General features: G+C 42.4%; 25 protein-coding genes, 1 other RNA gene, 2 pseudogenes and 1 other annotated feature. Of the genes and pseudogenes, 20 read left to right on the forward strand and 8 right to left on the reverse strand.

The genetic code is table 11. The annotated features are described in order from the left end of the window. Positions 1-21 precede the first annotated feature (21 nt). A complete protein-coding gene (locus JMY05_RS02150) occupies positions 22-1,797 on the reverse strand; it encodes a DUF389 domain-containing protein (RefSeq protein ID WP_227678078.1) in 1,776 nt (591 codons plus the stop codon). 291 nt (positions 1,798-2,088) lie between these two features. Between JMY05_RS02150 and JMY05_RS02155 the strand changes: the two genes are divergently transcribed. Then, positions 2,089-2,301: a hypothetical protein gene (locus tag JMY05_RS02155; RefSeq protein WP_045445100.1), complete on the forward strand. Its 213-nt coding sequence runs from the start codon at positions 2,089-2,091 to the stop codon at positions 2,299-2,301. A 116-nt stretch (positions 2,302-2,417) separates the two neighbouring features. Here the strand turns inward: JMY05_RS02155 and JMY05_RS02160 are convergent, their stop codons facing one another. After that, positions 2,418-3,857, reverse strand: coding sequence for a L,D-transpeptidase family protein (locus JMY05_RS02160; RefSeq protein WP_201614056.1), 1,440 nt, complete (start codon positions 3,855-3,857; stop codon positions 2,418-2,420). A gap of 290 nt (positions 3,858-4,147) precedes the next feature. On the opposite strand from JMY05_RS02160, the gene prmB reads away from it, so the two are divergent. Beyond that, positions 4,148-5,314, forward strand: a complete 1,167-nt coding sequence (gene prmB / locus JMY05_RS02165; protein ID WP_045451878.1) for a 50S ribosomal protein L3 N(5)-glutamine methyltransferase — start codon at positions 4,148-4,150, stop codon at positions 5,312-5,314. A 104-nt stretch (positions 5,315-5,418) separates the two neighbouring features. Then, entirely contained in the window at positions 5,419-6,522 is a 1,104-nt protein-coding gene (gene aroC, locus JMY05_RS02170) for a chorismate synthase (protein WP_045445103.1), read from the forward strand. 139 nt (positions 6,523-6,661) lie between these two features. Here the strand turns inward: aroC and JMY05_RS02175 are convergent, their stop codons facing one another. From JMY05_RS02175 to JMY05_RS02185, 3 genes are all read right to left on the reverse strand, one after another. After that, the gene (locus JMY05_RS02175; protein ID WP_045445106.1) at positions 6,662-6,862 is read right to left on the reverse strand and encodes a hypothetical protein; all 201 of its coding nucleotides are present in this window, start codon (positions 6,860-6,862) and stop codon (positions 6,662-6,664) included. Positions 6,863-6,978: 116 nt separating this feature from the next. Then, entirely contained in the window at positions 6,979-8,769 is a 1,791-nt protein-coding gene (gene creC, locus JMY05_RS02180; protein ID WP_201614057.1) for a two-component system sensor histidine kinase CreC, read from the reverse strand. A gap of 69 nt (positions 8,770-8,838) precedes the next feature. Then, complete coding sequence (locus tag JMY05_RS02185; protein WP_045445109.1) at positions 8,839-9,633, reverse strand: response regulator; 795 nt, start codon at positions 9,631-9,633, stop codon at positions 8,839-8,841. 363 nt (positions 9,634-9,996) lie between these two features. Here JMY05_RS02185 and JMY05_RS02190 point away from each other — a divergent pair, with 363 nt between their 5' ends. From JMY05_RS02190 to JMY05_RS02245, 12 genes are all read left to right on the forward strand, one after another. Continuing rightward, a complete protein-coding gene (locus tag JMY05_RS02190; RefSeq protein ID WP_201614059.1) occupies positions 9,997-10,668 on the forward strand; it encodes an alpha/beta hydrolase in 672 nt (223 codons plus the stop codon). Between the two features lie 85 nt (positions 10,669-10,753). Continuing rightward, positions 10,754-11,131: a transfer-messenger RNA gene (gene ssrA / locus JMY05_RS02195) on the forward strand. 163 nt (positions 11,132-11,294) lie between these two features. Next, positions 11,295-12,536, forward strand: coding sequence for a tyrosine-type recombinase/integrase (locus JMY05_RS02200; protein ID WP_201614060.1), 1,242 nt, complete (start codon positions 11,295-11,297; stop codon positions 12,534-12,536). A gap of 117 nt (positions 12,537-12,653) precedes the next feature. Next, positions 12,654-14,063, forward strand: coding sequence for a hypothetical protein (locus JMY05_RS02205; protein WP_201614061.1), 1,410 nt, complete (start codon positions 12,654-12,656; stop codon positions 14,061-14,063). Positions 14,064-14,185: 122 nt separating this feature from the next. Beyond that, a complete protein-coding gene (locus JMY05_RS02210) occupies positions 14,186-14,482 on the forward strand; it encodes a helix-turn-helix transcriptional regulator (RefSeq protein ID WP_227678079.1) in 297 nt (98 codons plus the stop codon). A gap of 4 nt (positions 14,483-14,486) precedes the next feature. Further along, positions 14,487-14,774 (forward strand): helix-turn-helix domain-containing protein, encoded by a 288-nt coding sequence (locus tag JMY05_RS02215; RefSeq protein WP_201614062.1) that lies wholly within the window; start codon positions 14,487-14,489, stop codon positions 14,772-14,774. Beyond that, positions 14,775-15,062, forward strand: a complete 288-nt coding sequence (locus JMY05_RS02220; RefSeq protein ID WP_201614063.1) for a hypothetical protein — start codon at positions 14,775-14,777, stop codon at positions 15,060-15,062. It abuts the gene before it with no gap. Continuing rightward, positions 15,055-15,330, forward strand: coding sequence for a hypothetical protein (locus tag JMY05_RS02225; protein WP_201614064.1), 276 nt, complete (start codon positions 15,055-15,057; stop codon positions 15,328-15,330). The genes JMY05_RS02220 and JMY05_RS02225 overlap by 8 nt, the downstream gene beginning before the upstream one ends. Further along, positions 15,317-15,853, forward strand: a complete 537-nt coding sequence (locus JMY05_RS02230) for a hypothetical protein (RefSeq protein ID WP_045445118.1) — start codon at positions 15,317-15,319, stop codon at positions 15,851-15,853. Before JMY05_RS02225 ends, JMY05_RS02230 begins: the two co-directional genes overlap by 14 nt. After that, positions 15,846-16,451: a hypothetical protein gene (locus tag JMY05_RS02235; protein ID WP_045445121.1), complete on the forward strand. Its 606-nt coding sequence runs from the start codon at positions 15,846-15,848 to the stop codon at positions 16,449-16,451. Before JMY05_RS02230 ends, JMY05_RS02235 begins: the two co-directional genes overlap by 8 nt. 106 nt (positions 16,452-16,557) lie before the next feature. Further along, positions 16,558-18,681: a DUF3987 domain-containing protein gene (locus tag JMY05_RS02240; protein ID WP_201614066.1), complete on the forward strand. Its 2,124-nt coding sequence runs from the start codon at positions 16,558-16,560 to the stop codon at positions 18,679-18,681. A gap of 389 nt (positions 18,682-19,070) precedes the next feature. Beyond that, the gene (locus JMY05_RS02245) at positions 19,071-19,472 is read left to right on the forward strand and encodes a hypothetical protein (RefSeq protein ID WP_201614068.1); all 402 of its coding nucleotides are present in this window, start codon (positions 19,071-19,073) and stop codon (positions 19,470-19,472) included. 115 nt (positions 19,473-19,587) lie between these two features. Here the strand turns inward: JMY05_RS02245 and JMY05_RS14045 are convergent, their stop codons facing one another. Further along, entirely contained in the window at positions 19,588-19,713 is a 126-nt protein-coding gene (locus JMY05_RS14045) for a YHYH domain-containing protein (protein WP_149490948.1), read from the reverse strand. 162 nt (positions 19,714-19,875) lie between these two features. Here JMY05_RS14045 and JMY05_RS02255 point away from each other — a divergent pair, with 162 nt between their 5' ends. The 4 genes from JMY05_RS02255 to JMY05_RS02270 all read left to right on the forward strand — a co-directional run bounded on the left by JMY05_RS02255 (position 19,876) and on the right by JMY05_RS02270 (position 21,742). Beyond that, positions 19,876-20,364, forward strand: coding sequence for a hypothetical protein (locus JMY05_RS02255; protein ID WP_201614070.1), 489 nt, complete (start codon positions 19,876-19,878; stop codon positions 20,362-20,364). Positions 20,365-20,390: 26 nt separating this feature from the next. Beyond that, positions 20,391-20,642, forward strand: a complete 252-nt coding sequence (locus tag JMY05_RS02260; RefSeq protein ID WP_201614072.1) for a hypothetical protein — start codon at positions 20,391-20,393, stop codon at positions 20,640-20,642. After that, the gene (locus tag JMY05_RS02265; RefSeq protein WP_201614074.1) at positions 20,623-20,838 is read left to right on the forward strand and encodes a hypothetical protein; all 216 of its coding nucleotides are present in this window, start codon (positions 20,623-20,625) and stop codon (positions 20,836-20,838) included. Before JMY05_RS02260 ends, JMY05_RS02265 begins: the two co-directional genes overlap by 20 nt. 577 nt (positions 20,839-21,415) lie before the next feature. Next, positions 21,416-21,742 carry a hypothetical protein gene (locus JMY05_RS02270; RefSeq protein ID WP_201614075.1) on the forward strand — a complete coding sequence of 109 codons (327 nt, stop codon included), beginning with the start codon at positions 21,416-21,418 and terminating at the stop codon, positions 21,740-21,742. 618 nt (positions 21,743-22,360) lie between these two features. Here JMY05_RS02270 and JMY05_RS02275 read toward each other — a convergent pair. Both JMY05_RS02275 and JMY05_RS02280 read right to left on the reverse strand, forming a co-directional pair. Beyond that, positions 22,361-22,642, reverse strand: a complete 282-nt coding sequence (locus tag JMY05_RS02275; protein WP_045445135.1) for a hypothetical protein — start codon at positions 22,640-22,642, stop codon at positions 22,361-22,363. 276 nt (positions 22,643-22,918) lie between these two features. Then, positions 22,919-23,116 (reverse strand): annotated as a pseudogene (locus tag JMY05_RS02280) (IS3 family transposase); the annotation flags it as partial. 49 nt (positions 23,117-23,165) lie between these two features. Between JMY05_RS02280 and JMY05_RS02285 the strand changes: the two are divergent. Then, a pseudogene (locus tag JMY05_RS02285) lies at positions 23,166-24,384 on the forward strand (IS3 family transposase). Beyond that, positions 23,441-23,557, forward strand: a sequence feature (AL1L pseudoknot). It overlaps the preceding pseudogene by 117 nt. Positions 24,385-24,445: the final 61 nt, after the last annotated feature.

Consider the following 24,445-nt stretch of genomic DNA (forward strand, 5'->3'; position numbering starts at 1 on the left):
AAAGCCAGTTGGTCAAAAAAGCTAATTGGTCAAAATCGCCGCATCAGTCTCGTCCAGTTTATCTTGTATCAATGGATTAGACTCAATGACTTGTACTGGCAAGTAGCGTAGCTGTAGCTTAATAGGGAGATACTCAGGAAAATTCTCTGCCATATCTTGAGTAATGACGGTTTCGATTTGCCGTACATCGTATGAGGTAGGCGTCGTCTCTCCGCGAATGACCGCACGTACGACTTTATTTTCTTCTGAAGTATCAAATTGCGTATTGGTCAGCACGTTGCCTTTGTCGATAAAGTAGCTATTGATGGCTTCTTTGACGCTACTCTCAAAAACCTGCTGCTTGGCGTTGGTCTGTAGGTTGATGGTCAAATACGTCCCCAATCCACCTAACAATAATAACGTCACCGCATTACGGCGTAAAAAGGTCAAATAGGTGCTTGATTTATAATCATCATCGACCAAACGGCGAAAGCCTAATAACCAAAGTACTAAAGCATTGGTAAACTGGATAGCAATAATATTGGTTAGCGCCAGTAGCAGTGCCCCAAGTCCAAGCTGCGTCTCGCCATTGGCAAATAATATCCCACTCGCGGCAAGAGGTGGCACCAATGCAGTGGCTACCGCCACGCCGACCACTGCCACTGATAGGTGCGGTGAAACCATCGCATAAGCACCAGCAGTACCACCCGCTAGAGCAATCATTAAATCCATCGAGGTTGGCTGAGTGCGCGATAATATCTCTGCGGTCAGTGGCTGATCTTTGTGTAACCAGCCGACGATAAAACCAACCAATACCACTAAGGACACACCAACGATAACCGTAATCAGTGATTTACGTAGCAATGGCATACGATGATCAATAATCGCTAACGCTATGCCAGTAATGGGACCTAACATCATGGCAACCAACATGGCGCCAATGACGACGGCAGCTGAATTGGTCACCAGTCCATAACTGGCGATGATGGCAGAAAGTATATTCATAATGAAATACATTTTGCTAGGCAGAGCGTTGGCCTCGATTCTGACCCGTACTTCTGGATAGTCTACCTTTTGATTGCTAAATTGCTCGGCAACAAATTGCTTATAAGATTCGAGCTTGGCTTCCTTTTTTTCTTTAATCTCGTCTTCTAGCTCTTCCTGATTATCGACCTTATCTTTCACAGTATTTTTTACGATAGCGTCATGATTTTTAGGCGTGTCTGGATGTTTATCAATTGAGGACAGTTTTGTGTTGTCACTATTTGCTTTGCTTTCTTGCTGATGGTTATCAGAGATAGGATAAGTGCTCTGTGCATCAGCGGGTGCAATACCCTCTGCTTCTACCGTTACCTCAGCGTCAGCATCTTCTTGAGACGTTTGCTCGGAAGCGTTATCTTCTTCTGCTTGAGCATGTTCTGCTGATACATTTTCTAGATTTTTATGATTGGGCGCTGTTATCGATTTTAACGATTCATTGAATAGTGGTGTCTCAAGCCCAGTGATTTCAAGTTTGGTTATTTCAGACTCATTGTTGGGCTTGGCGGTTTCTAACGTTGCCACTACCTCGTCAGCACCAATGGACTTTATCGCTATCGTTGTTTCAGGCAGCTGTGCACAAGCCATATCCTCGCCACAGTCATTGTCATCACGAGTCTCTGAGCTTTTTGAAGACTCAGTATGTTCAACAGAGCTATCTAGTACAGAGCTATCATCTGCGTCAGTTAGCACCACTTTTTTGTCTGGATAATTGGCCGTGCTTGAGGCATCTTTTATAACTGAAGAATCATTAGAGGGTTTGTTTTCAGATGAGGTCATGGCAGATAGCTTTCTTAAAAAGTAAAAGAAAGACATTATTGTAATGATAAAACGAGGACAACGTATGGTTTTTTTACGACTAAATAGAGCGCAGTGTCATTAAGTAGTAATACTTAAAATAGTAAAATTATGCATCATTAACTAATAACAATAAAAACCTTAACTCTAACAGGGTTTTTTATGCTTAGTCACCTACTATAGCTGGCTCGCAGGTTTATAGGAAATACTTACTTTCTTTGTGGGTTTAGTGTATAAAGGTACTATATCCACAATAAAAATGAGGAATAAGTTATGAACTGGCCACTATTCTCTGTTATCTATTCAATCGCAGCAACCGTTACCATTGGCGTTTTTATGATTGGCGCTTTAGTCACAGGTTTTAATGAAATACCTCATATCCAAATAGCAGTAGCATTGGGCATTTTGGTGTCTATCCCTGCAGGCATGTTTTTTACCAAAAAAGTTGGTAGCATCACTGGTAATGAAGAAGGCTATAAAGCATAAAAGCGAATAATGTTGTCAATTTAAATGAATAAATCCGATTATCAGCCATAAAAAAAGACCTTGATAACAAGGTCTTTTTTTTATTCATCATTTATGACTCATTAGTTAGGCCAAATTTATTTAAGCTCAACAGTCGCGCCATTTTCGATATTGGCGTAAACCTCTAACACATCCCAGTTGGTCAAACGCACACAACCTGCAGAGGCTTGGCGACTGATGCCTTCAGGCTTTGGTGAACCATGAATACCATATGAAGGTTTAGACAAGCCCATCCATACGACGCCAACAGGGCTATTTGGTCCTGGTGGTAGCATATGTATTTGTTTGTCTGCGCCTTTACCAACGGTTGCTTTATACCAAGGCATTTTCACCTTGTTAATGATTTTAAACGAACCTTGTGGCGATGGTGTGGCATCGCTACCGATTGTCGTTGGGTAAGTAGCCACCAGCTTATCGCCGTTATAAGCATATAATGTCTTATCGGCTTTATTGGCAACCACACGGTTAATGCGCTGCTTAAGTGGTGCACGGGTATTTAAAACAGTGATGGTTTCGCCCGCTTTATACTGCTTATTTTTATTGAGCTTATCTAAATAACGCACATCCATATGGAAGCGCTCACCAAACATCTCTTTAATGTCTTGATAGTATAAGCCTTTCATTTTTGACTTGGCTTCTGAACCTGCAGGTGTGCTAGCAAAGTTAGTCTTAATATCATCTTCAGTGATGGTGTAAGTCACGAGCACAGGCTTGTTGGCTGGGATATTTTTATTTAACGCATCCCACGTTTTTTGATCCATTTTACCTGTGGCTGGCAGACCTTTCATGGTTTGGAAGTTGATCAGCGCTTTTTTACTGTTCATGCCCCAGCCGCCATCGATGGCACCAGGAGAAGCATGGTTCCAATCAAGCAGTGCCTGCATTTTGATTGTCATTGCCGAGTTAACTTTCATATTCGGTGTCCATGTGGCACCGTTTACCTGTTTGGCGTAATTCGACAAATTCAGCGTGGTATGTTTTTTACCATTAACATCTTCGATGCTTTTGATAGAAGTATCTGCTGGGCTAGCATCAGATATGGCTGCGGTAGGGGCAGCGACGGCTTGACCTTCACTAATATCGTCAGTGCTATCAGACTGCACATCTTTACGAGCCAGCTCTTCTACCGTCATATTATCAGCACTGACTGCTTGTTGGGCTGTCTCTACATCGACTTCCTGCTTTTCGTCAATCAGCTGAGTCATACGGTCAGGCGCATTAGGCTTTAAGGCAGGCGTGGCTACGACAGGAGCACGACCATCGATTGAGCTACTGCGATTCTCTTGTACATCAAGGCTAACTTTTTTGGCAATGCTAGGCATTGAGTCAGCGGTTCGTACTGGCAGGGTGCGCGTATTATCAGCAGGTGCGGCAATGGCGCTGACACTGGCAGTAACGATAGCAATTGATATAGCGGTAATAAGAGGCTTCATTTTCATCATATTGGGATACTTATGGTTATAACTAATGGGGCTATTATGCGCATAATTTGAATGCTTCGCAAACTTTTGACACATCTTTTTTCATTAAAGTCTTGCCAAACGTCAACCGTTGACGTATTCACTACAGTTGGGCAATAACTGAGCGAGGGTATGCATAAGATGATGCGCTATTCTTACTTGCAGTCCTCATTATTCACGTTGTTTTTAGAACCATTTTTATGAATATAAAACTGCAAAAATTGGCGCAACTTAGCGTTTATGTCTATAATGGTGAATAAATTTTTATTTAATAGATCGGCTTTTAATAAAAGGCGTTTTAACCCATCCGCATGTAGTCAGTGAACATGTAATCAGCAAGGTGCGATATGTCAGAAGACCAAACAATGAGCGCAGAAGAGTTTCAAAATCAATACTTCAATGACGATGGTCTAGAGAGTGAAATGGTGTTTGATTTAGAGAGTGGGATTCTGGGTGAAGACGATCAATTTGCCAATTTGCCTGCAGAATTAGAAGAGGCCCGCGAGCAACTGGTCAGTATTCGTGATTTTATTCGCTTTTCGGTCACCCAGCTCCGTAATTATGATGTGGTCGTTGCACAAGGCACCACCGATGAGTTTGCTGAAGCATCCGCTATTGTTTTGCATTCTCTGGCTTTAGACTGGTCAGCCAATGAGCAGATTCTCGATTGTCGCTTGACCACCTCAGAGAAGCAGTTGGTACTGAGTTTGTTAGAAGAGCGTATCGCTGAGCGTAAACCATTAAGCTATTTGATTAACTTATCATACTTCTGTGATTTGCCTTTTTATGTCGATGAGCGTGTACTAATTCCAAGATCGCCTATCGCAGAATTGATTCGTCAGCAGTTCCATCCATATTTTGATGTCAATGAGCTTGCCAAGCCACTTGGTAAGAGCGTCAACGAACAAGCTGCTGCATTTTATGATCACGGTTTAGAGGTCAAGCAGCTGTCGCAGCCTGAACGTATTTTAGATTTATGCACGGGCTCTGGTTGTATTGCTATTGCACTTGCGACGCGTTTCGTTGATGCGCTGGTTGATGCTGTTGATATCGATAAAAGCGCGCTTGAAGTAGCCATGGTTAACGTCGATCATCATGATCTTGGGCATCAGGTTAATGTGATTGAGTCCGATTTGTTTGCTAAGATTCCTGCTGAACATCAGTATGAGCTGATCGTCACCAATCCGCCGTATGTTGATGCGGCTATTATGGCAGAGCTGCCACCTGAATTTTTATATGAGCCAGAGCATGCGCTAGCCGCGGGTCAAGATGGGCTGGATTTGGTGCATCGTATTTTGTTTGAAGCGCCAGATTATCTGAGCCCTGAAGGCTTGTTAGTTTGTGAAGTAGGTGATAGTGAGTGGGCATTAAAGCAAGCCTATCCTGAAATTCAGTTTGATTGGTTGAAATTTGCCCACGGTGGTCACGGTGTCTTTGCGATTACTTATGATGAGCTCATGGCGCATCGTGAGCTGTTCAATGCTTACGTGCAACTGTTAGATAGCATTCAATAGAACTGTCAGGTAATAGAGCTATCGAATACTAGAACTGTTGAGTAATAAAACCATCGAGATTTACGCGATACTCAAAAATCGACTTCATTTGTTTAAGGATAAATATGGCAGGCAATAGCATTGGACAGGTTTTTACAGTCACCACGTGCGGCGAGTCGCATGGTGCAGGTCTCATGGCAATCGTCGATGGCGTGCCACCGGGTTTAGCCTTATCTACAGATGATTTGCAAATCGATTTAGATCGCCGCAAACCGGGCACGTCTAAATACTCCACCCAGCGCCGCGAATCTGATGAAGTTGAGATTATCTCTGGCGTGTTTGAGGGTAAGACGACAGGCACGTCTATTGGTTTGCTGATTCGTAATACCAATCAAAAATCCAAAGACTATGGCGAGATTAAAGACACGTTTCGCCCCGGTCATGCCGACTATACCTATAGTATGAAATATGGCTTTCGTGATTATCGTGGCGGCGGGCGTTCCTCAGCGCGCGAGACTGCGATGCGCGTGGCGGCAGGTGCTATCGCTAAGAAATATCTACAAGAGCGCTTAGGTGTTCAAGTCCGTGGTCACGTCACCCAAATTGGCAATGAGTACAGTAATGTCCTAAACCCAAGCCAAATTGATTGGGACTTTGTGAATAGCAATCCGTTTTTTTGCGCCGATGTTGATGCTGTCAGTCGTTTTGAGACCTTGATAGACGGTTTGCGCCGTGAAGGCACTAGCTGCGGGGCCCGTCTAGAGATTATCGCTAGCGGTGTGCCAGTCGGACTTGGCGAGCCAGTATTTGATCGTTTAGATGCGGATATTGCCCATGCCATGATGAGTATCAATGCTGTTAAAGGCGTTGAAGTAGGCGATGGTATGGCAGTAGCAGGGCAGTTCGGTCATAGCTCTCGTGATGAGCTAACGCCAGACGGTTTTACTGCCAATCATGCTGGTGGTATTTTGGGTGGCATCTCGTCAGGGCAAGATATCCGTGTCAGTATTGCGCTTAAGCCAACCTCTAGTATTACTACGGCTGGCAAGAGTATCAACACACAAGGGGAGTCGGTTGATATGCTCACCAAAGGTCGTCATGACCCTTGCGTTGGCGTACGTGCCACGCCTATAGCAGAAGCCATGCTGGCTATTGTTTTGCTCGATCATTATTTGCGCCATCGCGGTCAAAATGCGGATGTTAAGCTGCCAGTAGCATCTATTACTTAGATTGTTTACCGTAAAATTATAAACCCTCTATCATTTCTTGTTAGAAATAATAGAGGGTTTTTTTTGACTGATTTTTTATAAATAATTAACAAGCCAGCAATTCAGTTAATAAGATTTAATCATTAAATTGAATGAATTTTTAAGCCGCTATTTGATAGTGGTCAATAGCCACACATTGCTGGTGGCGAAATACCAATAGCAGTTGTTGACTGGGAATGGCTAACCAATGCCCAAAAGCGATACTATCAATCCCTTCACCTGACAGCGCTTGTAGGCAAAAATGGCGACTACCACCTAAACAGTTTTTTATAATTTGGTTTTGTTCAATAGCTTCTTTCATGGTCTTTCTATCCTTAATATGGATTACGAATTTGAATAACGCTATCGTAAAACAAGCAGATAGAAAACCTGTGTAGGAATGATGGAAAATCCATGAACTGGCATAGATGTTTATTTTTAAGCCAATGGTAGGGTTAAGCTAACCATGACACCAGAACGCTGATTCTTATCAGTACCAATTTTATCGTTATCATCATGGACGTTATTAATAGTTACATGACCGCCATGATGCTCAATAACTTGCTTCACAAGGGTTAAACCAAGGCCAGTGCCTTTTTTTAGGGTATTACTTGTGACATTGGGCTGCTGTGCTTGTTTGATTTCTAACTTGGAAGATTTATCTGGTGCATGCTCTGAGGCTTTTTCAGCAGCTTGGCTCTGATGCGATAAGCTAAAATAACGGTCAAACGCTTTATCAACGGCATACTCAGGGAGCAATTTACCATTATTAAAGATATCAATAGTCACAGTTTGCGCTGAACCATGTTGCTCGATGCTGTGCAAATAAATAACGACTGTGCTATCGGCAAAATGAATGGCATTGTCCAATACATTTTGCAGCACTTGTACCAACCAAAACTGGTCAGCGAAAACGCTGGTACTTGCCAAGGTATTTGGTGATAAAGTCGCTGTTTCAGTCACTCGTTTATCATCAAGATAGATGTCGATAGGCGCTAGGTGCTGCTGTTGCAATTTAGCGCTGTTGTCTTTTGCAAGAGTTTGCAACAACGGTAGTAGAGGGGTCAGCTGCCGATTCAGCTTAAAAGTCGGTTGCTCAACTTTGGCAAGTAATAGCAGCCGATCAATCAATTGCTGCATTTTGATACTTTGTTCACCAATGGACTGGATGAGCATCTGTTGATCTTCTTTATCAAGCCCATCATCTTCTAGCAACTCACTACTGGCACGAATGGCGGTTAACGGACTTTTGAGCTCATGGGTCAGGGTATGAACGTAGTCGGTGACATAGGCGCGATTTTCCAATCGATGTTTCATAGACTCAATGGTATCCGTTAGGCTATTAAGTTCATGACCTAAGTAAAAATAGGGTTTTTTGGTGTCTTCTGCCAGTGCACTGGTATATTGGGTCACAAGGCTGATGCTTTGCTTGAGCCACCAGGCGACCAGTCCTGCTAATATAAGGGCAGCAATACTCATGAGCAGCGCTGTGATAAGCATGCGATTGCGCGTATCGTCTAAATAAGGCAACACGCTAGCGACAGGTTTGCCAACGCTGATGATACCAATTAAGTTGCCAGTTTCATCCTTTATCGGCTGTGCCACATACATGACCGTACCGTCGCGCTGATTATGATCTAGTGTTGTACTTCGCGCACCATACTGATCATTTAACGTTAGATAGACATCATTCCAGCGGCTGTAATCTTGTCCTTCATCATTGTCAGGTTCGGGTAGTGAGTCGTATATGACAATCCCTTTATCATCGGTGACATATATCCGAAAGCTGCTAGGGCTTTTATTTTTATATTCTGGATCTGTTGTTTTACTTATCGTGGGCGTGCCGATAAATGCCGCATCGAGTTTCGTTTGATACTGCTCATCGTATAGCTGTCCTGAAGATAACGGCATCTGCAAACTTGCTGCCAGCAATTTGCTGGTATCTAACAACGTATCTTCGATGACTTGCTGTGCCGTCGGTTTGACATAACCAAACAGCTGAGTAAATGCGACCACACCGCAGATAATCAGCACTAACGCCAACGCGAGCCAAATCCTAAAAAATATACTTAAATTCAGTAGTCGTTTTGGTTTAGTCGTTTGCTGCGCGGTGCCGATAGGATGCAGTTTTGCATACCAATTACTTTGGCTGACATGCGCGCTGTTATCAGCCTTATTAATATGAGTCTTAGGATGGCTATTAGCACTATCGTTGGTTTTAGGATTCATATTTTTAGGTGTATTATTTGACGTTATAGAAGGTCGATTTTAATCAAAATAGGGGTATAGGCAGTGCAGCTAGGCAGGACACAAGGCGTAACCCAAGCCGCGATGAGTATGAATGACATCGATGCTGGCATCGACGGTCGCCAGCTGCTTACGAATGGACTTGATATGACTGTCTATGGTTCTCGCCAAGCGATGATCGGGATAGTCGCTCACAGCGCTCAGCAGTTGCTCACGGCTAAAGACTTGATTAGGGGCTTTTAACAAGGTTAATAAGATTTTGCGTTCTGTGTTACTCAGCTCAAGCTTCTGCTCTTGCCACATTAACGAATAATTAAGCGGTTGGTAGTGCCAGATGCCAGACTGACATTCAAACGTTAAGGCTTGCCCCGACATATTGCTAGAAGAATTGTCATTAACGGTATTATCTGCTGCTGTTGTATGATTAGTAGACTGCTGAGACAATAATTGCTCACGTCGCCAAATGGCTTTTAGGCGAGCAACCAACTCGCGCGGGCTAAATGGCTTGGCACAATAGTCATCGCCGCCCATCTCTAAACCCAAAATACGATCGACCTCATCGCTACGAGCCGTCAAGAAGATGATAGGAATGTCCTTTAAGCTATCAATATCAGGGGTGTGGCGTATTTGTTGACAGAGGCTAAGACCATCGCCATCTGGCAACCCAACATCTAAAATAATCGCCGATAAATTTTGCGCTTCAGCACTTTTATGTAAATTGCGCAGCATTGGTAATACACTGCTGGCGTTATCGAGCCAAGTGATTTGCCAGCCTTCACGCTTGCAAGTGACTTTCAGTGACATCGCGATAGCAGGATCGTCTTCTACCAGTAAAATATGGGTCATAAGCTCTATATCGCTATATAAAGAAAAACTATTTAAGATGAAGGGGTTATTAATATCTACTGAGATACGAACATTGAAAAATGAGTGTAGGGCATCATACAGTAGTAGCTAGAGTGCTATCTAAGTTGACGAATTTATCGTAGCACAAAAGTCACACTCGCTTTTGCTATCAGGTCTTAAAAGATGTGAAAAGTTGATGGAAATTGGCATTGTTAGCGAAGACTTTTTTGACTAGCGGTTTTGGTGAAAGGCTGTAAAATAATCAGTATTATTATAAAAAATATTGAAATATAGTGCGAATGTCAGTTTTACTAAAAATAAGTTTGATGTACCTACCATTTTTATTTAAAGGAATTTAAAAATATGAGTGACTATTTAGATGCGGTCATCGTTGAGCATAATCCAACGCAAAAAAAGATAGATAGAGCCGTTATCTGGCTACATGGTTTGGGCGCGAGTGGTCATGATTTTGAGCCAGTGGTACCACAGCTCGGTTTAGCGGATGATATGGCAGTGCGTTTTATTTTTCCACATGCACCAAAGCGCCCAGTGACGGTTAATGGTGGTATGGTCATGCCAGCATGGTACGACATCTTAGAGATGAGCCTAGAGCGTAAAGTCGATGTCGCTCAGATTGAAGAGTCTGCGCAGCAAATCCGTGATTTGATCAGCCGTGAGATAGAGCGTGGTGTTAAGCCTGTATACATTGTAATCGCAGGATTTTCGCAAGGTGGGGCAGTGGCATATCATGTGGCACTTGGCTACCCGCAGCGTTTAGCTGGCTTGATGACACTCTCTACTTATCTAGCGACTAATGATAATATTAGCTATAGCGCTGCTAATAAAGATATACCAATATTGATTGAGCATGGTACGCATGATCCAGTTGTTCCTGTAATTTTGGGCGAGCAGGCGCAGCAGTTATTATCCGCTAAAGGCTATAATGTTGCTTATCATACTTATCCGATGGCACATCAAGTTTGCATGCCGCAGATTCAAAATATCGGTAAGTGGCTCAATAAAGTACTGGCTTAGAGAGTGCAGCTGTAACGTAATGTAATATAGATATTATATAGGTTGAAAGTCGACCTATAAGTCCTATATAATAGATGACCTTATTGGGGATGTTCTGGCTTCGACGCTGGTAATGAAACTCAATGATGCATGTCGAGAGTATATGTCCTCTCGTTAATCAAACATATATTGTTATAGTCGCAAACGACGAAAATTACGCTCTAGCAGCTTAAACCCTGTTTACATGGTTTAAACCTGTTTACTTAGTTGCTGATCACCTACAGTTGGTCAACTAAGTTGAAGCGTCCGCATGTAGGCTCGCCACAAGTGATTGTCTCAATCGCTTGGGTTCAAAAGTAGAGAATCGTCCAATCCATCCTGACTGTCGGATCGGTGCGGATTAAATCTAAAGACAGAAACTAAACATGTAGATTCATGAGCGTAATGCTGGCGGACGCGGGTTCAACTCCCGCCATCTCCACCAAACAACGATAAAGGGCTGACCGTCATAGACTGTTAGCCCTTTATTTTGGGCGTTTTTCAGGTATTGAGGGTTATATAGGGGTATGGCGTCCTATATAGAATGTTGGTATTATTGTTGGTATTAGAGTTTATACACGCTCTCAATACCAACAAAGGATAGTCCAATGCCCTTAACTCATACCGTTATCAATAAGCTACAGCCCAGTAGCACCTCGATTGATACAAAGCGACCTGACAAGCACAGTGACGGTAACGGGCTGCAATTATGGGTGCGTTACACGGGCGTTAAGTCATGGATTAGCGCCTACAGATGGCAAGGAAAACAGCAAACCCTCACTATTGGCACTTATCCAGTAATGAGCCTTCAAAATGCACGCCAACGCAATATTGAGATCAAACGCTTAATAGCTGATGGTGTGAACCCAAAAGACCATAAGAAAGAGCAGCAAGCCAGCCAAGACGGTTTAAATATTTTCGATAACATAGCCCAGTCATGGTATGCAGAACGCAAAACCTACCTAGCAGAAAGCACCTTTTCCCGTAACTATTCCGCCTACATGCGCGATGTTAAGCCCTCTATTGGTCAAAAGAACATAAACGATATTACCGCGCCTGATGTATTGGCTATCGGTAAAGCAGTAGAGAGCCGCGGCGCTAATGAAATGGCAAGGCGGACTATTAGAGAGATAGGGCAGATATTCAAGCACGCCATACGCAATGGACTAGCCACGCATAACCCAGCCACCGACCTAGCAGAAGCCATCAAGCCACACAAAACCGTCAATCATAGCCGTATCACTAGCCAGCAATTACCTAAGCTATTAAAAGATATTAATGCTTATCAAGGTGATGTACTGGTGAAGCTAGGCTTATGGTTTTTATGCTATACGTTTGTGCGTACCAATGAATTACGCTTTATGGAATGGCAGGACATAGATTTTAATCGCGGCTTATGGACTGTCCCAGCTGAAAAGATGAAAGCTAGGCGTTTGCATATCGTGCCACTAGCACCGCAAGCAGTAGCGATATTAAAGCAGATCAAAGAGCTAGGCTTTTCGGATCAATATGTTTTCTTTAATACCTCAACCCGTAAGCCGTACAGCCAAAGCGCGTTTATTAATGCCCTATGGAATATGGGCTATAAAGGCAAGATGACAGGGCACGGGTTTAGAGGGCTTGCCAGTACCACATTGCATGAAAAAGAGTTTATGCACGAAGCCATAGAGCTACAGCTGGCACATGATAGAGAAAACAAGATCAGTGCAGCCTATAACGGAGCACAGCATTTACCCTACAGAATTAATATGATGAATGAATGGGCAAACTTCATCGATGATGCCTATGCTGGCAAACTGGACAACGTGATCCGTGCAGACTTCAAACAACAGACACAAAAGCATGGCTAACATCATGCTGTAACGACTATGCAAGGCTAGGACTAATTACCCGAACGACAGCTATTCACACCCTTATGCTGTCACTGCCTTGCACCTATTTTGCTTTAAGGGTGTAGGGGTGTGAATGTGAGTATTTTAATTGACGAATTAGAAGCGCGGAAAAATGACTATATTGTAGTGGCAGACGTAATAAACTCAATGGCAGAAGTAACCAACAGTACATCATCTCAAGTAGTGGATTACCTCAATGCTCATAATATTGATGAATGTCTCATGATGTTTTATATGGACGAAAATTATAATTTTTACCAATATAACAGTTTCTTATTAGGTTTAGGGAATGACGCAAAAACTACATACTTTAAAGCAGCTGATGTAATGGCTTTTGAGCCAATCACTAAGCATGGTATTTTCAAAGAAAGCCAAGCTACAAACAGTATGGTTCATGATGTGTACGGGCGGACTTACGATGTTAATCAACATAAGAAAAATCGTGAAGATGACTACCTAACATTAGGTGAAACATTAGACTTCCTTAATTATAATACTGATGTTAATTCTTTAGCTTATGACTATGTGAAACTAAGAGATATAGCAAGACGAAAACTGATTACCCCATGCTTTTATTTTGATGGGCATGTTGGTAGTTTTAGAGGTGATAGCGATGATAGCAATAATGGTTTTTACACAGAAGTAATAGCAGGCTATTTCACATATAGATCACTTGCAGAAGAAATTTGTAGGTATGACGATCATATGAAGTTACCAAACGATGGGGTTATGATTTACAGTATTCTTGAAAAGAAAACCGCCGCATATGTGGATTATGACGATGTATTCTTGTTTTATGATAAGCCGCAAGGACTTGATGAAGCTGAAAAATTCAAGATAACACATATTGAAGCTGAGGAAATCAGGTTTTCAAAGCGAGCACTGAATAGCTATATAGCCTCACTTGCCAATGCTAGCCAAGATGATACACCAGCACAGAATGATAGTGAATTACTCGCAAAGCTAGAAAAATTACAATCTGAAAATAACGACCTTAACGCTAGATTACTCACTGCTAGAAACACTTACAAGCAACACCGAAATGAGATAAAAGCACTCACAGAAAAGAATGAACAAGCGGACATTGAAAAAGCGAAGCTCATTGAGCAGTTAAGTAAAGCCGAATTGACAGACAAGCCAGCTAATAGCGTTACACATTCAAACACTGATATTCAGAACATAAAGAAAGCAGCTATCAGGCAGTTTAATAGAAGCATAGCTGTAGCATTGATTGACCTAGATTATCAAAGCAATCTAAGAAAGGGCGACATAGTCAACTTCATAATGCCTCACATGAAAGAATTAGCGTATGTACTTGCTGATGAACAGGCAGATAAAGCTAAAGTTTTAACGGTGAAATATAAGACAATTTATGATACTCATTTACAAGGATTAGAATTTAAACAGGGAACACAGACTACAAAAGAAAGAGAACGAGTAAATATAGAGCTATTATTCAAAAAACAATTACCCGTTACGGAATAAACACCCCGTCAAATACCTTTTACAGCCCGTAAGCCCTCTATTTAGAGGGTTTTTTGTTGTCTATTCTATCCATATCGCAGAACACCGCAGCGATGCAAATCATACGATATGGAGCAGCTAAAATGACACAGCAACAAGCCACCCAAAACACGCCAGTAATTCCTTTTACTGGTGACACCTCGCACGATACCGAACCAACCACCGCAAACAGTCCAGCTATGCAACTGCCTACTACTGGCATGGGCAGGGCTAAAGATATTCTGCCATTCCTACCATTTAGCAAAACCACCTTGTTTGAATGGTCAAAAGATGGACGTTTCCCAGCTGGCAGAAAGCTAAGCCCTACCATGACCGCATGGAGTTATGCAGACATTCACGAATGGCTAAACAGCCACACCTCAAACACAAGTGAGGTATAGAGCCATGAATATTGCAGCCACCAGCACCGCCCCAGTGACCAACCAGCCAGCACCTAAGACGCAGATTGACACTGTTAGAGCACACCTGATGACAGGGGCAACGATCACCACTTGGGACGCATACCGCCTTTATCAAATCACATGCCTAGCACAGCGCATACATGACCTAAGAACCGCAGGGCTAACCATTCAAAGCGAGATAGTCACGCACAATGACAAGCGTTTTTCGGTCTATTGGCTTGATGAACAGACCTTACTTGAAAGCGAACTATCCAACAGTGAGGTGAATTAAATGAATAACCACCCTAGCATATCAATCGACACCCCAGCTAGCCGCCTAGTAACCGTAGATAGTTTGTACTTACGGCTTATGAATGACCGTGTACAAGATATTTATAACGATACTGAACACTTAGCCACCGCGCTAGATGCTATCAAGACAAAAGATGATGTTAGCCAAGGCGTTCTTGTGGCAGTCAAAGCAGCACTTTATGCCAATAGTGAGCTGGCAGGTATTGTTAGTGACATGTTTTGTGAACACGCATTACCGTACCAAGTGGAGGCATCAAGCCATGAGTGATGACACCTTTATAAATCAAGTAATGGACGGGCTAAAAGAACAGGGTTATTTGATGATAAATGATGACTTTATCGACCAGCTAATCATTACCTTGCACGCCAATGTGACCATCATTAACACTATGACCCAATTAGCCGAACTTGAAACCAAGATGTTAGGCAGCTTGTTACCTACAGGCAGCCGACAAGTAGAGTCACTAAAAGAGCTATCCAAACGCATAGCAGAAATCGCTTTCAACGTGGAGGACGTACGAAATGACCAAAGATAACAGAAATGACCTAAAAGCCGACCACGGGCAGCACAGCGACAACCAGCCCCACAAACGTAGCTTACTACTTAGATTTACTATCTTTATGGCATGGGTGGTAGGTATTGGCTTGCTACTGTCATTGATAGCTTGCCAGCCAGTACAACCAAAACCGATTGCAACCAATACCAACAATGGTTACTATATAGACCTCTCAAAAAAACACGCAAGCGGTAAGCCAGACCGTTATTCATTGGCTTTTTTTGTGCCTGTTATTGGTGTGGACTCTCAATCCTTATCCAAACATACAGACACAGCCCCACAAGCACATTTAAGTGCCACAAGGGGGCAAACCATCATATCTATAGCAAATCACTTGCTAACCGACTATGACGGGTTGACGCTGCGAAATAAAATAGCCGAAAGGCGAATATGCGGGGCGGTTGCTTGCGTGACCGAGAGTAAGACCCGTCACCCTATACTTTTACCGTATAGCGTGGCACATACTCAAAAAACAACGCAAGGAGGGCATCATAATGCCTAATTCAATCTGTACGACCTCAAACACCCAAACCACTACTAACAGCACACCAGCCACATTCAAGGCAGGTGATAGCGTTCTGTGCCCGTCATTGAGCCTTAACCCGTTTGTACTTCACAATGACCCATACGGCAAGCGCAAACTATTGGCACTCACTCACGATGACAGCCACTTGTACTATGACAAGCAAGGCTATTTTGTCCCAGCATGTGACAAACAAACAGGCGATTATCAGCCGTCATTATTCCATGACACGCCAGCCAACCGCCAAGCGATAGCCACGCTATACAGTGTCAACCAAACCAGCCAACGCACAGTAATAGACATAACCGAACCGAACGACAATGAAGTTATTGTTATGTCATCTTTTGAGTTATCAGATATTGCTTGTGATCTTGAAAGCGCAGCCGTTGTTATAAGTGACATTGGCAAGCTATTAGCACTCATTCACTATGAAAAAATAGAACCTCATGTTGCTATATCAATGGCACGCTTAACGCATGACACCACTGAAACGTGGCACGAACTACTGCAAAGCCAGTTAGGTTCAATCAAAGAAACCCTAGCAATGACTCGTTACGGCAAGGAGGGCAGCCAATGAAAACCTACCCTCCAAAACAGAGCCGTAAGCACGCCAAGCGCAAAAGCTACTACAAGAAGTACAGAGCTACGCGCCAGCCTAAACAGTCGCACGCAAGGGGGAACAGATGACCACCACATCAACAAACACCCATGAAAAAGCCCACGCATTTAGCGCAGGCTTTGAAATGATAAGTAGATTTGATGCAGCCACACGGCAAGGGCTAGCAGATGACAATATATTACTTAATCTTTATAACCTATGTGAGCAGTCATGTTCGCAAGATAAGCTATTGCACCTTGATAGTGATATTACCATAACCAGGGGCTTTGATATAGGTAAGACAGCGCCGACAGCTGGCACGATAGGGCTAGCATTGAGTAATAACCAAGATCAACCCGTAACCCTTGCCAGCGTCACACCTAACAGCAACCGTAAGCCGTTAATCATTGACCGTATGCAGCCGTCTGCCTTAATCATTGGCACGTTAAACAGTGGTAATGAGCTTATAGCGATTGATGACGCATTAGAGGACGTTATAAAGCTGGCTTACTACCTCATAGCTGATAACGTCACGCTACTGGTAAGCCTTGATAAGCTGCTATTTAATAGCATGGTCAGTCACTTTGCCGAAGTTTATCCCGTGACTATCTTTACTACCTTAGATCAAAAAGACAAAGTTTGTAAGCCGTTCAGAGGTGCAAACGTCAAAGCTATTGTTACCAGTGATAGAAACGTATTGGAGCATTTAGAATATAGCGAGCTAAGTTATAGAGATATATTAGCCCTCGATGATACAACCATACTCGATTTACAAGCTGAGATATGGAGCGAACCTGAACCATTAGCCAATAGCCCAAACAAGCCCACGCCATACCCCATAGATGCGTTCACAGGCTTGCTACAGCACGTTGTTAAGGCAGTAGCACACTACACGCAAGCACCGACAGCTATTGCAGGACAGTGCGTTTTAGGAGCATTGGCACACATGGGGCAGCGGTTCATTGATGCACCGATGGGGCACGGACACATGCCGACCAGTTTAATATTAATCACAGAGGGCGAAAGCGGTAGCGGTAAGTCACAAGCTATGGGCTTAACTCACTTCAAAATACGTGAGTATGAAAAGCAGTTATATGCTGATTATCTTATTGAACTGTCATCATGGGAGAATGACAAGGCAAGCCTAAAAGGTAAAGAGTTAGCCGACTTCTTAGAGTCCAACCCAAAGCCCCAAAACCCTAAGACCATGTTTAAAGAAGCAACCATTGAGCCGATACTCGATAAATTTATTGATGGTAGTATCAGTAATGTTTCATGGACAACAGACGAAGCAGCCCAATTTTTTAATGGTCACACAATGAAAGGTGATACCGCAGGCAATGCCCTATCATCATTGACGACCCTTTATAGTGATGGTGAGGTGTCCCGTTTACGCTCGCAAAAGTCTGCCTATGCTACACCACATACAGACGCTTACAACGTGCGTATGACGCTATTACTACAAGGACAGCGCGTTATCTTAGAGCCAGCACTAGCCGACCCCGTGATGAATGGACAAGGCTTTTTAGCCCGTGCCTTGATTGCTTGTCCTGAAGACTTGCGAGGTCAAAGAGTATGGAACGATGAACAGCGCAATAACGACAGCCCGTATGATAATCCGCACTTAATAGAATACTGGTCACGCTGTCATGCCTTACTTGATCCATTGCCAGCCAATCTACCCAATGACAGCACAGGCGCACCACAGCGCATTAAAATGCAATGGGCAGACAAACAGACTAGGCAAGTCTTTAGTGACTTCAAACAAGCAATAGAAGACAGGCAGGCACACGGGCAGCCGTTAGAGTATCTAAAAGCGTATGCCTCACGTATGGCAGAAAATGCGAGCCGCATAGCTTCACTGATGGCGTTCTTTGATGGGCGCAAGGCAATCACTACTGATGATATCAAACGGGCTTTTATGCTGGTGGAATACTCAACAGCCGAACGCTTACGCTACCTTGATGCAACGCCCACAGGTGAGCAGAACGACAGTGAGAAGTTAAGCAGCTGGCTGGTAGATAAAGCGAGGGGTAAAAATCCGCCTATCTTGAATAAGTCGTTTGTGTCACAGAACGCACCCAATACATTAAGAGGTAAGAAACTTAATAGCTTACTTGATGACTTAGAAAGCGCGGGGCACGTTCGATTAGAAAGTGAGGGGCGCAGGCGTTTAATATGTATCAATCCTAAGCTTATGAGTGCTTAGCTACCCTAAAAAAGCTGCTAAACTTGCTAAACTTCATCTAGCCCTTGCCAGTCAAGGGCTTAACCTTAGATAGGGCGCTGCTAAGCATTGCTATACTTGCTAAACTTTAGCTAAACATGACTAACTTTAGCGGAACTATAGCAACTTTAGCGGAACTATAGCAACTTTAGCGGAACTATAGCAACTTTAGCAGGACGTTAGCAGCTGCTAACTAAGCTACAAACCATAACTAGCAAGGCTTAGCGGAACTTTAGCAACTATAGCGACTTTTTGTAGGTATAAAACTATATTGGCAGGCGTTTATCGTCTGCCTTTTTTATAGTGTAAATAAACTAAACTATAATCGTGCTAATCTATAGTTTATTGAATAAATATTAACAGGCAGGCAAATGAAAAAATTAGCTCTTATATTCTTCATATCACTCACAGCTTGCCAACCCTTTGATGATATAGCCAGTGATACTGATGATGATATAGAAGTTAGTGAGGTGCATTGGTCAACATATGGCAATATTAAGCCATACCCATTTACTACTAGCCATGGCAATATTGCTTGCAGTTTGAATGAAGTATCGTTCTATCCTGACGACACTGCAAATGACGAGTTAACAATAGGCTTTCCATTAAATAAGTTAGCTCAGATCAGACAAGAAGCCAGCGGTGTGACAGCAAACGTGGAAAATACTATCAAACGTGATGCCGATTTGTCCGAGGCTATTAGAATGGGGCTAGATAGGTGTAAACAAACAGAAGAACGATTAGAGAAGTTCAAAGCGCAAAATAGCAAATAGTTATTACTGTCTCGGTAAATTTAAAAAGCCGTAAAGTACAGTTAAGTATTTTACGACTAGAAAATCATCTCATTCAATTTCATACCATTAAAGCGAAAATGATATAGAGTGATATTTAATGGCAGTGATAAGTTCCTCTCTTAGTATCGTTATGGCAACCTGCTGAGTTAGTACCACCACCATGTGCGAATGCAGTAGAAACAAAAGTCATTGTGACAAGTACAAGCATTAATTTTTTCATAATTTTCCCACTATAGTTGACTATCAAGACTTCACTATACAAACAAAATACAAATATTGATATTTAGTTTATTATTAATAAATGATAACTTTAAATTGTTTTATCAATCGACTTGGTTTCTAGTGTTATAATATAACAAAACTACCTAATGATTTAGATAACATGCCAGCACTTGCCACTACTCACAGCCTAAACGACTATTTAAAGTTACCTATCTCACGCTATCGTGAGCAGCTTAAACAAGGCAATGCTAAGAGCATCGAAGTCAGCTACACCCATCGAAGCAAGCCCTATCAATACTCTATTCAGCTAACAAAAACATCATGCAATTATGGAAATTATCGCCACTGGTGGTTATGCCCTAAATGCTCAAAGCGTGTCAGTGTCTTATATTGTGCTGGCTCGTATGTTTGCCGTCATTGCATAGGCGCTAATTATGGCAGTCAGTTACAGCAACCCATTGACCGCTTATTCAGTCGCTTACACAATATTAGACAGCGTTTAGGCTGGCAAGCAGGGATAACACATGGCACAGGTGAACGACCCAAAGGAATGCACTATAGAACTTATAACAGGCTAGTTAATGAGCATGAGCAGCTAACTGCTAAAGTCTGGCAAGCATCACTTGATAAACTAGGTTGCACCCGTTGAATAATAAATATCGAGGCAAGCAGACGATGACTAGATTGACGCTTGATGACTTACTTGACCAGTTAGAGCAAGCAAGGCAAATCGCCATAGATGACCGCAAACCCACAGCCATGATACAAGCCACTGCTATGATGGCAAAGCTGACAGGGTATGACAGACCACAGTTAAAAGACGTTAATGCCGATCAGGTGCAGACCATTAGCGACCTGATGGACGAATTGGCAAACGATGACCAGTTGCTACCGCAAAGGATAAGCCATGCACAAGATGAGTATTGATGACCTGATGAATGAATTAGACGATGCTCGATTGACCGCCAAAGCCAATGGGCAAGCGTCTGCTATGGTATCTGCCACGATGAGCAAAGCAAAGTTGCTGGGGCTAGATAAAGGCGTTGCTGATGATAACGAGGTGCAGCCAATAAATATAATTGTCCGAACCGTTGACGCTCGCAAACCTGAGCAAGTGTGTTAGTTTTCGGACACGTTAGAGGGGGGGGGGGTATTTTGAGTGTTGAGTGTATCGAGAGAAAAGAGCGCCACTATCCACACGCATGAAATAAAATCTGTTTTCAAAAATAGTTTAAAGCGACTTTGGGGACAGGTATCGTAAGCGTAGGACTTACAGCCACTATGAGTAGGTTAATGCCATATTAAAAAGTTAAGAGAGGTTAAAGGTAGTTTTCGGACATCTTAAGAGGGGTTAAAAATGAGTTGTTAGACACGTTAGGGGTAGTTTATGGAACAGTACGCGCACGGGGCATATTTTGCCAATGATGGATAGTTTCGGGACAAGTATCGTGAGCAGCATAAGGGACTTCTCGGACAGGTATCGCGAGAGCGTGCAGACGCACAAAAACGCACGATAAACGCTTAACTTTAAGAGCCATTATGTAAGCGCGGGCAGCTACTCCCAAAACAACCCCATGAAAGAAAATTACAAGCTGGTAATAGTATCTAATTAATATTTTTAGGCTATTTATTACTCTTGCCTAGCTATGTAAATATAGCTATAGTCAAATTATTCACCAAACAATAACAAGGGCTAGATAATGAAACGGATATCAATTTTGATAATGGGCTGCTTTATAGCTGGATCTGCCTATAGTGTAGTGCCTGTTAACAATGCACCTTTAGATTATAGCCGCGCTGTTATTGACTTCAATAAATTAGATTTAGCAAAGTCTTATCAAGATGGCGTAAATATGCGCAAAGCAAGAGAAGAGAAAAAGATTTATAAGAAGCATTTAAAAGCTATGCAAGAACTTGAAAAACTAGATCTACAGGATAAGCAGGCAATTATGAGTTTTGCTAAAAGTTATCCTGAGGAAGTTGATAGCTTGAAAGAATTACTGGATCTACAGCAGCAGCTACAGTAGTCAGATAATTGTTAGCTAATACAATCAATTTACAAAATAATTTTTAGTTGATAGGGTAAACATTGAATAACAGCAAAATCAAAAACGATTGTTGGTATTATGGTTGGTATCTTATTATTTTTAACTTAATATAGCTATATTAATCAACGTCTTAAGTCTATAGTTTAGTTTCCGCCATCTCCACCAAATATTTTAAATAAAGTCAGTCACTTAGGTGGCTGGCTTTTTTTATGACAGGCTTTTGACAGGTTTTGCTTTTTTCTGGCATGCTAGTCTGTATTCAATTTAGATACTTCAATCTTGTTCTGATCACCATGTAGCCAACGACCGTATCGCTTAATAAGCATCTGCAAGCTATGGCTCAATTTGTTAAGCAGTACGGATTTTCCAAGCCCCAGTGCAAACTGCCAACCATGCGTGCTAAAGGATGACAGTTGTAGTGTACGCAGCGGCGGGGTGGTACCGTCATCATGAGGGACTAATGCCTGACCAGACAGGTGTAGTCATGGTTTGTTGTAGGGTGTTATCGGTGATAGTAGAGGGGAAAATATGTTTGCTGGTCTATTTTTATAGTTAACAGGTTTTATAGTAATTATGAAGTTCTACCACAAGGCGCATTCAATCCACACGCTCATAGTTCATCCCCATATCGGTATTAATCAATTTATAATCAAAACCGAATTGCTCTTTAAAACTATCAATAGTTTCTTTATCAACCTTACTATTCTGACAAGTATATGAACGAGTCAAGTGCCAATCAGTAGCAATATTGAAGTTCATCATACATACACCATCTAGACGAATGTTCTCTTCTCCAAGTGTGTTAAAGTCAATATTGGCAAATTCGTTAGGGTCAATACCTAACTTGATAAGATCATCTTCTTTAAATTCATAGTTCACAATTCCTAATGGAAACGATAATACAGGATATAAAGCACTCTTCTCACTACTTTTCTTTACGAAATATATATGAAGCGACTGATTTGGATAGCCATCCTCGTATTGGTCATTACTAAAACTAATTAAGAATACTTCATTATCATTATAAGGTATTAAACCAATCTGTATCTATTCATTATGTATTTTGCTCCTAATATATTTACGGTTACTTTGAACATCAAACATACCATTAACCTATGCTGTCAAATCTGTAGACATCGACTTGGGAGATTTTATTTACGCAGCCTGACGATAAAAGTCAAACCACATCTGTTTTGGCGTTTTATAGCCCAAACCCTTTTGAATTCTAGTCTGATTGTAATCTAGTTAGATATATTTAGTGATATCACTGATGGCTTCGAATCTTGTTTTATAGTCTTCGTGATACACCAACTCATTCTTTAATATGCCCCAGAAGCTTTCTATGGGCGCATTGAACCGCCCCGGGATTGTCGGAGACTTAATATTCTGAGAGAATACGACAATGGAAAAACAAACCTACACCCCTGAGATGAAAGAACGCGCCGTTCGCATGCTAATTGAAGCGTCTGACAATTACCCCTCCACATGGTCAGCTATTCAAGCCATTGCACCTAAGATTGGCTGTACACCTGAAACCCTGCGATCATGACATAAGAAGCTCATAGACCAAACCATTCCAGCATCAGTACAAGCTCAAAGCCAAGAGCAGCGTATCAAAGAGCTGGAACGTGAATGCAGAGAGCTCAGACAGGCCAATGAGACTATACGTAAGGCTGCTGCTTTTTTCGCCCAGGCGGAGCTCGACCGCCCACTCAGATAATGGTTCAGTTTATTGATGACTATAGAGGTAGTTATGGGGTCGAGCTTATCTGTCGAATACTACCGATTGCCCCGTTAACCTATCATCGTAAAAAATATTTAGCTAATAATCCTGAAAAGCGTTCACTGCGCAGACAGCATGACGACTATTATCTCAGCGAGATTAAACGTATTTGGCAGGACAGCAAATGCCGTTACGGCGCACGTAAAGTCTGGCAGCAGATGAAATCTGACGGGTTAAAGATTGCTCGTTGCACCGTAGAGCGTTTAATGAGCCAGCATGGCTTACAAGGTGTCTGGCGTGGCAAAAGCAAGATTACCACCAACAGCTGTGATAACCAGAAGCGCGCTGATGACTTAGTCGATCGTAACTTTAATGCCTATCGTCCTAACCAGCTCTGGGTGGCGGACTTCACTTATATCAAGACAATGAATGGTTGGGTGTATACTGCTTTTATTATTGATGTGTTTGCTCGCGCTATTGTGGGCTGGAAAGTCTCTAATCGCATGAACACCGATATGGTAATGGCGGCATTGAACCAAGCAATAGCAGACAAAAAAATCCCAAAGATGTCATTCATCACAGTGATCGAGGCGTTCAGTATTTATCCATTCGCTACACTGAGAAGATGGCTGACTGCGGTGTGATTGCTTCGGTCGGCACCACAGGTGACTCATACGACAATGCACTAGCTGAAAAGGTCAATAGCCTCTATAAGACTGAAGTAATCTAGTATTTAAAAGAGAACTGGAACGGTGTAAATGATGTTGAACTGTCAACCCTTGAATGGGTGGACTGGTTCAATAAAACACGATTGCATAGCACGATTGGTTATATGCCACCTTTAGAATTTGAAAAGCGGTATTATGATAATTTTATCCTGTCAGGCATCGCTGCCTAACTCAAGTAAATCACTCTCCGATATACTCGGGGCGGTTCACTTTAATAAAAACCTTTTAGTA

This window comes from Psychrobacter sp. JCM 18902, assembly GCF_904846615.1.
Lineage (GTDB): Bacteria > Pseudomonadota > Gammaproteobacteria > Pseudomonadales > Moraxellaceae > Psychrobacter.